Source organism: Streptomyces sp. LBL, from assembly GCF_029893585.1.
Lineage (GTDB): Bacteria > Actinomycetota > Actinomycetes > Streptomycetales > Streptomycetaceae > Streptomyces.
In genome coordinates this window covers 41,041-55,082 of sequence record NZ_JARXYX010000011.1, presented here as the reverse complement: position 1 = coordinate 55,082, position 14,042 = coordinate 41,041, and the positions used below count along the sequence as shown (strand labels likewise).

Here is a 14,042-nt window from a genome sequence, read left to right as displayed (position 1 = left end):
ATGCGCACGTCGCGGCTGTTCTCCGCCGTCGACTCGCACACCGAGGGCATGCCGACCCGGGTCGTGACCGGTGGCATCGGGGTGATCCCCGGGGCCACCATGAACGAGCGGCGGCTGTACTTCGTCGAGCACCTCGACCACATACGGCGGCTGCTGGTGAACGAGCCGCGCGGCCACTCGGCGATGAGCGGCGCCATCCTGCAGCCGCCGACCCGCCCCGACGCGGATTTCGGCGTGCTGTACATCGAGGTGTCCGGCTGCCTGCCGATGTGCGGGCACGGCACGATCGGGGTGGCCACGGTACTGGTCGAGACCGGGATGGTCGAGGTCGTCGAGCCGGTGACCACCATCCGGCTGGACACCCCGGCCGGGCTGGTGGTGGCCAACGTCGCGGTCAAGGACGGGCACGCCGAGAGCGTCACGCTGGAGAACGTGCCCGCGTACTGCGACCGGCTCGACGAGACCATCGAGGTGCCCGGCCTCGGAGCGGTCAGGTACAGCCTGGCGTTCGGAGGGAACTTCTACGCCATGGTGGACCTCGACGACGTGCGGCTGCCGTTCGACCGTGCACGCAAGGACGAGATTCTGAGCGCCGGGCTGGCGATCATGGGCGCGATCAACACGTCGGCGCCGCCCGCGCACCCGGAGATCGAGGGGGTCGACCACTGCCACCACGTGGAGTTCATCGCGCCCGGTTCGACCGCCGCGCACTCGCGGCACGCCATGGCGATCCACCCGGGATGGTTCGACCGATCGCCCTGCGGAACCGGCACGTCGGCGCGGATGGCCGAGCTGCACGCACGCGGCGAGCTGCCGCTGCAGCAGGATTTCGTCAACGAGTCCTTCATCGGCAGCCGGTTCACCGGCCGCCTGGTGGGAGAGACCACGGTCGGCGGTCTGCCCGCGGTGCTGCCGACCATCACCGGCCGGGCCTGGGTGACCGGGATGGGCCAGTACATGCTGGACCCGACCGATCCCTACCCGGCCGGTTTCGAGTTCTGAGGGGAACGGCGGACGTCACGCCGCCTCTTCGACGCCCGGCTGCGCCGGGGAGAGGCCGTGCCGATCGCGACGGCCGCACGCCACCACGCGTGGCTCCCGCGGCCGGTGACATATCAGGGGACACCACTGTCGCTGTCCCACTGTCGATGTTCCTCCCGCACCTGCGACGACCGGCGAATGCGATACTCGGCACTGCGTCGGCCGACGATGGTTGGCGGGGTTTTGCGGGGTGTGACATTTCAGTCAGGGGAGGACGGCGCGGATGAGTTCATCAATCATCGGCCCGGTGTCGGTGGGGGCGAGCCTGCGCGGCACCGTGGAGGACGCGGTGGCCGCGGCCATCGTCTCGGGTGAACTCGCCCCGGGCACCCTGGTCACCGCGCCGACGCTGGCCACACGTTTCGGGATCTCCGCCACCCCGGTCCGTGAGGCCCTGCTCAACCTGCAGGAACGCGGGTTCGTCGACGTGGTGCGCAACAAGGGTTTCCGGGTCAGCGAGGTCAGCGAGCAGGACCTCTGGGAGATCGTGCGGCTGCGCCAGCTGCTGGAGGCCCCACCGATGCGGGAGATCGCGCGGACACTGCAACCGGAGGCCGCCACCGATCTGCGGCGCAGGGCCCAGCTGATCGTCGCCGCGGCCGCCGCGGCCGATCTGGCGGGCTACCTCGCCGCCGACATGGCCTTCCACCTGCGACTGCTGGAGCTGCACGGCAACCGTCGGCTGGTCGCGATGGTGAAGGACCTGCGGCAGCAGACCCGCATGGTGGGTCTGGCCGACATGATCGGTACAGCCGAGCTGGCCCGTTCGGCCGCCGAGCACCACAGTCTGGTGGACCTGCTGGAGGCGCGTGACGGGCGGGGTGCGGAAACGCTGCTCACCGCCCACATCGGGCACGTGCTCGGGTGGTGGAACGGCCGCTCGGAGGACTGAGACGCAGGTGTGACGAGCCCGCCCGGCCTAGCCGGGCGGGCTCGCGGCGTATGTCCGTGAACCGGGATGTCGGCCCAGTAAATTCTCGCTGAAGCTCTTCTCCAGGGAGGTGTCACATACTACTGTCACCTCAAGCGGCCGGGATCGCAGAGATCTCGACCGCTTCGTGGGACCGGTCGCGGCTGCTCTGCCCGCCGTCTCACTGAACTCGCAGCGTTTCTGCTCACCATTTCCGCACCACAGTCGCTGGTCCGCCGGCCCCTCACCCGTCCCGCTCATCCGGACGGCCGGGCTGCACGCACCCGACCGGAAGGTAGGACCCCTTGAAGAGAACCTCGTCTTCAGCGGCACTCGTTGGGCTGGCGGTCGGCGCACTCGCCCTTTCGGCATGCACCAGCGGCGGCTCCTCGTCCACAGGCGCCGGCGCTGGGGGCGGTGGGACCGCGGTCAAGGGCGGGACCCTGCAGGTCCTGCAAGCGGCCAACTTCTCCTATGTCGACCCGGCCCGCGGGTGGGACGGCGGCGTCAACGCGTTCTACCGCCTGATATACCGCCAGCTGGTCACCAAGGCACCCAACGACGCCAAGGACCCCAACGCGATGGTCCCCGACCTCGCGGAGAGCCTCGGCAAGGTCTCCGCCGACGGTCTGACCTGGACCTACAAGCTCAAGGCCGGGATCAAGTTCGACACCGGAGCGCCGATCACGTCCAAGGACGTCAAGTTCGGCATCAGCCGCGGCTGGGACCCGGAGATCGGCATCGGCGCGCCGTACCTGAAGCAGCTGATCGATGCCCCGAAGGGCTACCAGGGGCCGTACCGCTCGGGCGAGTTGCGGACGATCGAGACGCCGGACGACCGGACGATCGTCTTCCATCTCAAAGCGCCGTTCCCCGAGTTCGACGCGGCGCTGTCCCAGCCGACCGGCACCCCGTTCCCGGTCGGCACCGGCGGGGGCGACTCGTTCATCAAGGACGTCATTTCCTCCGGTCCGTACGACGTGGAGAAACTCACCCCGGGCAGCCTGATCCAGCTCAAGCGCAACCCGCACTGGGACGCGAAGAGCGACACGGTCCGCAAGGCATACCCCGACGCGTGGCGCTTCACCATCGGCGTCGAGGGGGCCACCATCGACGAGCGCCTCATCGCCGGCCAGGGCGCCGACATCAACGCGATCTCCGGCAGTGTGCAGACGGCCACCATCGCCCGCCTGCAGACACCGCAGCTCAAGGCGCGGGTGGTCAAGGCACCGTCGACCTGCCTCACGTACATGGGTCTCAACACGACGAAGAAACCGCTCGACAACGTGAAGGTGCGTCAGGCCGTCAACTACGCGGTGGACAAGGGCTCGGTGCTCAACGCCGCCGGCGGCAGACAGTTCACGACGATCTCCAACAGCCTCCTGCCGCAGACGGTCTCCGGACACGTCGACTACAACCCCTATCCGAGCGCGGACAACGCCGGTGACGTGGCCAAGGCCAAGCGACTGCTCACCGAGGCGGGTCATCCGAACGGCTTCACGATGACCCTGGACGTCCGCGCGCAAGAGACCGAGCAGCGCAAGGGCGAGGCAATTCAGCAGGCGCTCAAGCGGGTCGGCATCAAGGTCAAGCTGAACGTGATCGACACGTCGACCTACTACGAGACGATCGGCACGCCGTCGCAGCAGCACGACGCGGCGATCACCGGCTGGTGCCCGGACTGGGCGTCGAGCGCCTCGACGTTCCTGCCGCCCCTCTTCGACGGTCGGCACATCAATCCCAAGGGCAACCAGAACCTCTCCCAGCTCGACGACCCCGCCGTCAACGCCGAGATCGACCGGATCGGCGCGATGACCGACCTGGCCGCGGCCAACAAGGGATGGGGCGAGCTGGACAAGAAGATCATGAAGTTGGCTCCCTTCGTTCCGCTGAACGTCGACAACCGCATCTACCTGCCGGGCGCCAACGTGGCCGGGATGATCGCGCCCAGCGGCGAGCTCGACTACGGCATCATCGGTCTCAAGGACCCGGCGAAGGGCTGACATGACGATCCCGTCAACCGGCCCGCAGGTGCCGGCGGTGTCCGTACCGGGCACCGCCGACGCCACCCCGGACCCTCGCTGGAGCGTGGCCCGTACCCTGCTGCGCGACCCGGTGGCCGTGGTCTGCCTCGGCTACATCGCACTGATCGTGCTCATGGCGGTGTTCGCACCTCTCATCGTCCGGGTCAGCGGCTGGGACCCGTACGAGTTCGACCAGAGCGCCATCGACCCCGACCTCGGCGGCATACCCACCGGGGGCTGGGGCGGCATCTCCGGATCGCACTGGCTCGGTGTCGAGCCCGGCAGCGGCCGGGACGTCTTCGCCCGGATCGTGTACGGCGCCCGCTCCTCGATGCTCATCGCCCTCGGCGCGACGCTGCTCACCACGGCGCTCGGCATGGTGTTCGGCCTGCTGGCCGGTTACTTCGGCGGCCGGGCCGACATGCTGATCTCGCGGGTCATGGAGTTCCTGATGGCGTTCCCCGCGCTCATCTTCATGATCGCCGTGCTGTCCGCGCTGCCCGCGGACGACCGCCAGTACCTGCTGGTCGTGGTGATCTCGGTGTTCGGCTGGCCCTACCTGGCCCGGATCGTGCGAGGACAGACCATGTCGCTGAAGGAGCGCGAGTTCGTCGAGGCGGCCCGCGCGTCCGGTGCCTCCCGCACCACCATCGTGTTCACCGAGATCCTGCCCAACCTGCGCTCGACTGTCCTGGTCATGGTGACCCTGGCGGTACCCGGTTACATCGGCACCGAGGCCGGGCTGTCCTTCCTCGGCGTCGGCCTGGTGCCACCCGCCCCGTCCTGGGGGCAGATGATCTCGAGTTCGGTGAGCTGGTATGCGGTGGTCCCCACGTACTTCCTGGTACCGGGCGTCTTCCTGGCGCTGCTGGTGCTGTCCTTCATGGTCCTCGGCGATCACATCCGGACCGCCGTCGAGCCGGGGGGCCGCTCATGACCCGCTACATCGTGCACCGCGTACTGGGCATGCTGCTGGTGCTGTTCCTGGTCTGCCTGTTCACCTACATCATCTTCTTCGCCCTGTCGCCGGACCCGGCCGTGCAGATCTGCGGCAAGAACTGCACCCCGGAGCGCATCGACCAGATCCGCGCCAACCTCGGCCTGACCGATCCGTTCCTGACCCAGTTCCTGCACTTCCTGCAAGGACTGTTCCTGGGCCGCGACTACGGCAGCGGCCCGTCCACGGTGCACTGCCCGGCACCCTGCCTCGGCTACTCGTTCCAGACCTCGCAGTTCGTCACCGACATGGTCGTGCAGCGGCTGCCGGTGACCGCGGTGGTCGCCATCGGCGCGGCCGTGCTCTGGCTGTTCATGGGCGTGATCGGCGGTCTGCTCAGCGCCGTGCGCGAAGGGAGGTTCACCGACCGGTTCATCACCGGGCTCACCCTGGGCGGCATGGCGATCCCGAACTACGTGCTCGCCCTCGCGCTGCAGTACGTGCTCGTGGTGTGGCTGCAGTGGCTGCCGTTCCCGCAGGCCGTGGAGTTCGCCGACGACCCGGGGCAGTGGTTCCTCAACTTCATCATGCCCTGGACGGTGCTGGCGATCGGCTACGCCTCGGCGTACACCCGGCTCACCCGGGCCAACGTCATCGACACCCTGGGAGAGAACTTCGTGCGGACCGCGAGAGCCAAGGGCCTGCGACCGTCCCTGGTGTGGCGGCGGCACGCGCTGCGGCCGGCGCTGACCCCGATCGTCACGATCGCGGGCATGGACTTCGCCGGCCTCCTCGGCGGCGCGCTGATCACCGAGACGGTCTTCGGGATCAACGGCGTCGGCAAACTCGCCTCGGACTCCATCACCAAGAACGACCAGCCGGTGATCATGGCGGTGACGTTGCTCGCGGCGTTCTTCGTCGTGGTCGGCAACATGGCCGTCGACCTGGTGTACTCGGCGATCGACCCGCGGGTCGGAGTGGGAGCGGCGTCATGAGCGACCTGCTGCGCGTCAGCGGCCTGACCGTCGCCTTCCACGGCGTGCCGGTGGTCGACGCCATCGACTTCGCCGTGCCACCCGGCGGCGCCCTCGGCATCGTCGGCGAGTCCGGTTCGGGCAAGTCGATGACCAGCCTCGCGATCATGGGGCTGCTCCCGAAGGGCGCCACCCGCGCCGGCAGCATCGACTTCGACGGCGGCGAGCTCACCACGCTGGACGAACGCCGGATGCGAGCCGTTCGCGGCGACCGGATCGCGATGGTCTTCCAGGACCCGCTCTCCTCGCTGAACCCGTACTACACGGTGGGCACGCAGATCGCCGAGGCCTACCGGTCGCACCGCTCCGGCGTCAGCCGCCGAGCAGCCCGCACGGCGGCGATCGAGGCGATGGAACGCGTGCACATCCGCGACGCGGCCCGCCGCGTCGACGAATACCCGCACCAGTTCTCCGGTGGCATGCGCCAGCGCGTGATGATCGCGATGGCGCTCAGCACCGAGCCCGACCTGATCATCGCCGACGAGCCGACCACCGCGCTCGACGTCACCGTCCAGGCCCAGATCCTCGACCTGCTCGCCGAGGTACGCCGCGACACCGGTGCCGCGCTCATCCTCATCACCCACGACCTCGCCGTGGTCAGCGAGGTCGCCGACAGGCTGATCGTCATGCGGCACGGCAAGGTGGTCGAGTCCGGCACCGCCGAGCAGGTCTTCTGCGGCCCGCAACACCCGTACACCCGGGCGCTGCTCGACGCGGTCCCGCGGATCGACGACGAGATCGGCGAACTGCAGACCCTGGAAGGCGGCACATGAGCTCCGAACCATTGTTGCGGGCCCGGGACCTGGTCAAGGAGTTCCCCATCGCGGGTACGGCCGGCCTGCTGCGCCCCGCGCGCAAGTTCACCGCGGTCGACACCGTCTCCTTCGACCTGCACGCGGGCAAGACCCTCGCGCTGGTGGGGGAGTCCGGGTCGGGCAAGTCGACCACCGCGCGGCTCGCCGCCCGGCTGATCGACGTCACGTCGGGCACCGTCCACCTCGACGGCACCGACATCACCGCCCTGCACGGGCCCGATCTGCTGGAGGTACGCCGCCAGGTACAGGTCGTGTTCCAGGATCCGTTCTCGTCGCTCAACCCCCGGCACACCGTCGAACGGATCGTCACCGCGCCGCTGCGCTACCAGAAACAGCCGATTCCCGGCGGCACCCGGACGGTCGCCCGAGCGCTCATGGAACGGGTGGGGCTCGACCCCGATCACGTCGGCCGCTACCCCGCGCAGTTCTCCGGCGGGCAGGCGCAGCGTATCGGCATCGCCCGCGCGCTGGCCGTGAGCCCGCGCGTACTGGTCTGCGACGAGGCGGTCTCGGCGCTCGACGTCTCGGTACAGGCGCAGATCATCAACCTGTTGCGCGAACTGCAGCGCGAGGAGGGCTTCGGCTGCCTGTTCATCGCCCATGACCTCGCCGTGGTCCGGCAGATCGCCACCAGCGTCGCGGTGATGACGGCCGGCCGAGTGGTGGAGGCCGGCGAACGGGACGCGGTCTTCGGCGACCCGCAGCACGAGTACACCCGCAAACTGCTGGCCGCCGTGCCGCGGATCCGCCCCGAGTGGGACGCGCGCCGACGCGACGCGACCGGAGCCACGACATGAACCTGGTGGAAACGAACCTGGTGGAATATCCCCTGCCCGGCGCCTGGGTCCGCGAGTTCACCGTCGCCGTGCCACTGGACTGGTCCGATCCCGGCGGCGAGAGCATCGAGCTGTTCGTCCGGGAGCTCACCGACCCCGAACGCCGCCACGACGACCTGCCGCTGCTGACCTTTCTGCAGGGCGGCCCCGGCGGTGCCAACCCCCGGCCCGCCCCGGTGGGGGGCTGGCTGCCCGAGGCCCTGCCGCACTACCGGGTCGTCCTGGTCGACCAGCGCGGCACCGGGCGCAGCACCCCGGTCGACGGAACCGACATCGCGGTTTTCCCCGACGCCCGCGCGGCCGCGGACTATTTGTTGCGTTTCCGGGCCGACTCGATCGTGCGCGACCTCGAACACGTCAGGACCCGGTGCTACGACGGCAGACGGTGGGCCACCCTCGCGCAGAGCTTCGGCGGGTGGATCACCCTGACCTACCTGTCGCACGCCCCCGAGGCACTGACCGCCTGCTACGTCTGCGGCGGGATCCCCGGCACTCCGCCCGATCCCGAAGAGGTCTACCGGCGCACGTTCGACCGGGTGGCCGACAAGACCGCCGACTTCTACCGGCGCTACCCACAGGACGTCGACGCGGTGGCGGCGATCGCCGACCGGCTCGCCGCCGGTGAGGTGACGCTGCCGGACGGCTCGCCGCTGTCGGTGCGCCGGTTCCAGACCCTGGGCGGGGACCTCGGCTTCGGAGCCGGCCACCAGCGCCTGCACTGGCTGGTCTCCGAGGCGATCCGCCGAGACGGCAGGCTCGACGACAAGTTCCTGGAGACGGCGCTGGTCAGGACGTCGAACGCGGGGAACCCGCTGTTCTGGACTCTTCAGGAGTCGATCTACGGCGACGGCGCCAACGGTCCCTTCCGCTGGTCCGCCCAGCGTGAACGGGACCTACGGCCGGAGTTCGCTGAGGACGTCCGGCCGCTGCTGTTCACCTCGGAGATGACGTTTCCGTGGATGTTCGAGGAGATCCGGGCACTGCGGCCGTTCGCGCCCGCCATGGCCGAGCTCGCCGAGCAGAAGGTCTGGAGCCCGCTCTACGACCCGGCTCGGCTCGCGGCCAACGACGTCCCGCTGGCCGCCGCCGTGTACGCCGACGACGTGTTCGTCGACGCCGGCCTGCAGCGCGACACCCTGACCCGGGTCGGCAACGCGCAGACCTGGGTGACCAACGAGTACGAACACGACGGCATCGCCGACGGCCGGGTGTTCCGCCGGCTGCGGGAGATGGTCCGCGACCGAGGAGGCGAAAAGCGTTGACCGAGACGACCACCCCGCCGTACGCCGGGACGACCACCCCGCCGTACGCCGGGACGAAACCGCCGCGGCTGGCCGACGAAAGCCCCGGCTTCCTGGCCCGCATCGGGCAGGGCTGGGCCGAACGCGACATCCCGGCGCCGGTGACGTCGGCCGCGGCACGGGCGGCGGCCGAGCACCGGGCCCGGCTGAGCGCCTGCCTGCCGGACCGGACCCTGGTCCTGGCCGCGGGCCGCGCCCCCCGCCGTAACGGCGACGCGGACTACCCGTTCCGGGCGGACAGCGACTTCGTCTGGGCCACCTCGTGCCAGATCGAGGGCGCGGTCCTGGTGATGAAGCCGCGGCCGGGAGGCCACGACGCGGTGCTGTACATGCCGGCTCCGGCCCGGCCCGGCGAACGTGACTTCCACGCCAGTGCCGCGTACGGGGAGCTGTGGGTCGGCCCGTCGGCGGGGCTCGCGGCGTGGTCGGCCGCGCTGGATCTGCCGGTGCGGCCGATCGGCGACCTCGGTGAGCAGCACGGCGGCCAACCGGACGACGTGCGTGCGGTGCTCTCCGACCTTCGCATGATCAAGGACGACTGGGAGATCGGGCAGCTGCGTGAGGCCGTGGACCACACGGTCACCGGATTCGCCGCCGTCGCCGACGAGATCCCGCGGGCCGTCGCCGACGCCCTGGGGGAGCGCTGGCTGCAGGGCACCTTCGACCGGCACGCCCGCACCTTCGGCAACGGGCCCGGCTACAACACCATCGTCGGCTCCGGCGAGCACGCGCCGATCCTGCACTGGGTCCGCTGCGACGGTCCGGTCCAACCCGGCGAGACGCTGCTGCTGGACATGGGCGTCGAAGCGAACTCGCTGTACACCGCGGACGTGACCCGGACGCTACCGGTGGGCGGCACCTTCACACCCCCCCAGCGCCAGGTGCACGACCTGGTCGAGGCCGCCCACCGCGCCGGTATGGACCAGGTTCGCCCCGGCGCCACCTACATCGACTTCCACTTCGCCGCCATGGAGGTGCTGGCCCGCGGGCTGCACGACTGGGGGCTGCTGCCGGTCTCGGTCGACGAGGCGCTCGCCCCCGAGGGACAGCAGCACCGCCGCTACCTGGTCTGCGGTATCGGCCACCACCTGGGCCTGGACGTGCACGACTGCGGCTCGTCGTCGTACGAGCAGTACCAGGGTGCGCCGCTGCGGCCCGGCATGGTGATGACGGTCGAGCCCGGCCTGTACTTCCACGCCCACGACGAGACCCTGCCTCCGGAACTGCGCGGGATCGGCGTACGCCTGGAGGACGACCTTCTGGTCACCGGGACCGGGCACGAGGTGCTGTCGGACGCGCTGCCGATCGACGCCGTCGGACTCGAGAAATGGGCGGCCCGATGACCCGCGCGCGACCCTTCGCCCTGCGAGACGTGGACCTGCTCGACGGGGTGCACTCCCGGACCCGGGACCAGATGCTGCATCTCGCCAGAGTGTTCCCGGTGGACCGGGTGCTCGCGGTCTTCCGGGCCAACGCGGGGCTCGACACCCACGGGGCGCTGGCCCCGGGCACCTGGGAGGACTTCGGTCATCCCGAGGAGCGGGCGTGGTCCGAGGCCGACTACCCCGGACCGGGCGTGGCACCCACGGCGAGCCTGCTGCGCGGGCACTACGCGGGGCACTTCCTGTCGATGCTGTCGCTGGCGTACGCCTCGACCGGCGAGGAAGCCCTGCTGACCAAGACGAACGAGATGGTCGCGGGCCTGGCCGAGGTACGCGACGCGCTGGCGGCGACCGGGCGTTACAGCCACCCGGGCTTTCTGGCGGCGTACGGCGAGTGGCAGTTCTCGCGATTGGAGGACCTGGCGCCGTACGGGGAGATCTGGGCGCCGTACTACACCTGCCACAAGATCATGGCGGGGTTGCTGGACGCGTACGAGCTGACGGGCTCCCAGCAGGCGCTGGACCTCGTCACCGGCATGGGCCACTGGGTGGCCGGCCGGGTTCTGCGGCTGGAGCGGGCGCAACTGCAGCGCATGTGGTCGCTCTACATCGCCGGCGAGTTCGGCGGCATGAACGAGACCATGGCGACACTCCACCGGATCACCGGCGAGCCGTCGTTCCTGCGCGCCGCCGGGGCATTCGAGGTCGACAGCATGCTCGACGCCGCGGTCGAGGGCCGTGACGTGCTCGACGGCATGCACGCCAACCAGCACCTCCCCATGCTCGTCGGGCACCTCGACCAGTACGACGCCACCGGCAACCGCCGCTACCTCGACGCGGTGGTCGCCCTCTGGGACCAGATCGTGCCCGGCCGGACCTTCGCGCACGGCGGCACCGGCGAGGGCGAACTGTGGGGCCCCGCGGACACCGTGGCCGGGTTCGTCAAGCGGCGCAACGCCGAGACCTGCGCCACCTACAACCTGCTGAAGATCGCCCGTTCGCTGTTCGGGCACACCCTCGACGGCCGGTACGCCGACTACGCCGAGCGCGCCTCGCTCAACCACATCGTCGGCTCCCGCGCGGACGTCACCTCGGACACCAGCCCCGAGGTCCTGTACATGTACCCGGTGGACCCGGGCGCCGTCCGCGAGTACGACAACGTCGGCACCTGCTGCGGCGGCACCGGCCTGGAGAGCCACGTCAAGCACCAGGAATCGGTGTGGTTCCACGCACCCGGGCAGCTGTACGTGACGCAGTACCTTCCCTCGCGGCTGCGCTACGCCGACGGGGAGGTGATTCTGCGGACCCGGTACCCTCGCGACGGGAAGGTGGCAGTCGAGTTCGGCGTCGCCTTCTCGGGCGAGCTGCACCTGCGTATCCCGCCCTGGGCCGTCGGTGCCCGGGTCGACGGAGTGGAGGCGCCGGTGCCGGACACCGGATTCGTGACACTGCGGCGCGATTTCCGCCCCGGCGACATCGTCGAGCTCGACCTGCCGATGCCGCTGCGGCTGGTGCCCACCCCCGACGACCCCACCCTGGCCAGCCTGGAACTCGGCCCCACGGTGCTGCTGGCGCGCGACGACGCCACCACCACCCTGACGGTCGCGGCGGCCGCGCACCGGCGTCTCGACGGCAGCATCGCCGGGCACACCACGGACGGCGACCTGGTCTCGGCGCTCGGCCGGACCTTCGAACCGGCCTGGTCCGGCGGCGACCACCGCTACCACATGTACCTGCGCCTGGCCGACCCGGAGATCGCCTTCCTGGGCAGCGCACCCGGAGTACCCGACCGCCACGACTCCGAGGGCTGGTCCTTCCTCACCGGACTGTGGGCGGACGGCGGATACGCCGACATCGCCGCGTTCTTCACCGCGGTCCACCGGGGGGTGGTGCGGGCGGCCCGCTCCGGCCTGCTGAGCCGGGACGAGGCGGTCGCGGTGCTCATGGCAGCCGCCTCCAGCACCCTCGACGGCCCGGCCGTGCCCCGCCGCGGTGTCGTCGGCCCGGACTCGTCGGACGCACCGCGCGTGACCCGGCTGACCTCCGCGGACGGGCAGCCGGTCGAGGACGTCGTCGAGTGGTCGCTCCCCGCGGACATCGGCGTGGGAGATCCGCTGCCGGTGGTCCGGCTGGAGGTGACCGGCGACCGCGCCTCGTCCGGGTGGTACATCCGCGAGCCGGGCTTCGTGGTGACCTCGCTCTCGTCCGCCACCCTGGAGGCCGCGGTGGACGAGGGCACGTGGCAGCCCGCAACCGGCGTGATCGCGCTGGACCGTGAGGGCCGGCATGTGATCCGGGGCCGGGCCACCGACTCCGCCGCCCGGACCGTCCACGTCACTCGCGAGATCGCCGTGGACACCCGGCCCCCGTCGGTGCGTGCCGAGGTCCGTCCGCTCGGACCGAGCAACGTCGAGGTGACCCTCCACGCCGCCGACGACGTGTCCGGCGTGGACCGCGTCCAATGGCGTACCCCGGAGACGTTCTGGGGCGTCTATCAGGAGCCGTTCACCAGGGCGCTGCGCGACGAGCCGCAGACCCTTGAGTTCATCGCCACCGACCGGGCCGGGAACACCACCCCCGTCCAGCGGGTGGTGTTGCCGCCGACGACGCAGCGGGTGCTCCCATGACAGCAGAGCTCGACGACTACCTCGCGTCCTTCACCGAGCCGGCCGGATACCTCAATTTCGGCAGCTACGGACCACCGTCGCGCGCCGTCGTCGAGACGATCGGCCGGCTCACGGCCGAGGCCGGCACCGGTGTCCGCTCGGCGGGACTGCACGCGGAGGACGAGAAGGCTCTCGCGGCAGTCTCGCGCCTCACCGGGTTCGACCGTGGCGCGGTGGTGCTGACGCCCAGCACGTCGCTCGGCCTTCTCCAGATCGCCTTCGGCCTGCCCCGCGGCGCGGTGCTCGTCAGCACCGCGGAATTCCCCTCGAACCTCTATGCGTGGTGGCGGGCAGAGGACGCGGGGCTCACCACCGTACGCACCCTGCGTGCCGTGCCCGGTGACGAGCTCGCACCGGTGACGCCCGAACGCGTGGCAGCCTCCCTCACACCGGACACCGTCGCGGTGGCGGTGAGCGCGGTCGACTTCCGCACCGGGGTTCGCGCGGACCTGGCCGGCATCCGTTCGGCGATCGGCGACCGCCTCCTCGTGGTGGACGGCATCCAGGGGTTCGGTGTCGTCGACACCGACTGGACCCTGGCCGACGCGCTCGTCGTCGGCGGGCAGAAGTGGCTCAGAGCGGGGTGGGGCACGGGCTTCGTGGCACTGTCCCCCCGGGGCCTGGCGCGCCTCCGGCCCGTTCTTGGGGGCTGGACCGGTGTCGAAAGGCCCTCGCACTACGACGGCATGCCCCACGAGCCGCTCCCCGGCGCACAGCGTTTCTCGGTGACCAACGGATCACCGTTCGCGTCCGGGGCGCTCGCGACGGCCCTCGGACAGCTGGAATCCGTCGGGGTCGCCACCGTCCAGCGTCGCATCGAGGACACGGCGACCGCCTTCATCGACCGGCTCCTCGACGCAGGCATGCCGGTGCTGTCGCCCGTTTCGCCGGGTGAACGCGCGGGTCTCGTCGTGGTGGGCATGCCGCACGGCGACGCCCCGACGGTTCACGAACGGCTCGACGCGGCTGGGGTGACCGCGACCGTGCACGGGGACGACCGCATACGTTTCAGCATTCACGCCACCACCACGCCGCCCGCACTCGACGCGGCCCTGGCCGTTCTGGGAGAACCTCGATGATCGTGGCAAGCCGCCTG

The 14,042-nt window shown here is 70.5% G+C and carries 11 protein-coding genes; all 11 read left to right on the top strand.

The window, feature by feature from the left end; all coding sequences use genetic code 11:
* Window positions 1-1,002: a proline racemase family protein gene (locus M2271_RS15445; RefSeq protein WP_280887771.1), complete on the top strand. Its 1,002-nt coding sequence runs from the start codon at window positions 1-3 to the stop codon at window positions 1,000-1,002.
* A 262-nt stretch (window positions 1,003-1,264) separates the two neighbouring features.
* On the top strand, window positions 1,265-1,933 hold the full coding sequence (locus M2271_RS15440) for a GntR family transcriptional regulator (RefSeq protein WP_280887770.1): 669 nt from the start codon (window positions 1,265-1,267) through the stop codon (window positions 1,931-1,933).
* Window positions 1,934-2,256: 323 nt separating this feature from the next.
* Entirely contained in the window at window positions 2,257-3,954 is a 1,698-nt protein-coding gene (locus M2271_RS15435) for an ABC transporter substrate-binding protein (protein ID WP_280887769.1), read from the top strand.
* A 1-nt stretch (window position 3,955) separates the two neighbouring features.
* On the top strand, window positions 3,956-4,912 hold the full coding sequence (locus M2271_RS15430; RefSeq protein ID WP_280887768.1) for an ABC transporter permease: 957 nt from the start codon (window positions 3,956-3,958) through the stop codon (window positions 4,910-4,912).
* Window positions 4,909-5,907 carry an ABC transporter permease gene (locus M2271_RS15425; protein WP_280887767.1) on the top strand — a complete coding sequence of 333 codons (999 nt, stop codon included), beginning with the start codon at window positions 4,909-4,911 and terminating at the stop codon, window positions 5,905-5,907. The genes M2271_RS15430 and M2271_RS15425 overlap by 4 nt, the downstream gene beginning before the upstream one ends.
* Window positions 5,904-6,719 carry an ABC transporter ATP-binding protein gene (locus M2271_RS15420; RefSeq protein ID WP_280887766.1) on the top strand — a complete coding sequence of 272 codons (816 nt, stop codon included), beginning with the start codon at window positions 5,904-5,906 and terminating at the stop codon, window positions 6,717-6,719. The genes M2271_RS15425 and M2271_RS15420 overlap by 4 nt, the downstream gene beginning before the upstream one ends.
* A complete protein-coding gene (locus M2271_RS15415) occupies window positions 6,716-7,558 on the top strand; it encodes an ATP-binding cassette domain-containing protein (RefSeq protein WP_280887765.1) in 843 nt (280 codons plus the stop codon). Before M2271_RS15420 ends, M2271_RS15415 begins: the two co-directional genes overlap by 4 nt.
* Entirely contained in the window at window positions 7,555-8,859 is a 1,305-nt protein-coding gene (locus M2271_RS15410; RefSeq protein ID WP_280887764.1) for an alpha/beta fold hydrolase, read from the top strand. Before M2271_RS15415 ends, M2271_RS15410 begins: the two co-directional genes overlap by 4 nt.
* Window positions 8,856-10,241 (top strand): aminopeptidase P family protein, encoded by a 1,386-nt coding sequence (locus M2271_RS15405; protein ID WP_280887763.1) that lies wholly within the window; start codon window positions 8,856-8,858, stop codon window positions 10,239-10,241. Before M2271_RS15410 ends, M2271_RS15405 begins: the two co-directional genes overlap by 4 nt.
* Complete coding sequence (locus M2271_RS15400; RefSeq protein ID WP_280887762.1) at window positions 10,238-12,907, top strand: beta-L-arabinofuranosidase domain-containing protein; 2,670 nt, start codon at window positions 10,238-10,240, stop codon at window positions 12,905-12,907. The genes M2271_RS15405 and M2271_RS15400 overlap by 4 nt, the downstream gene beginning before the upstream one ends.
* On the top strand, window positions 12,904-14,025 hold the full coding sequence (locus M2271_RS15395; RefSeq protein ID WP_280887761.1) for an aminotransferase class V-fold PLP-dependent enzyme: 1,122 nt from the start codon (window positions 12,904-12,906) through the stop codon (window positions 14,023-14,025). The genes M2271_RS15400 and M2271_RS15395 overlap by 4 nt, the downstream gene beginning before the upstream one ends.
* Window positions 14,026-14,042: the final 17 nt, after the last annotated feature.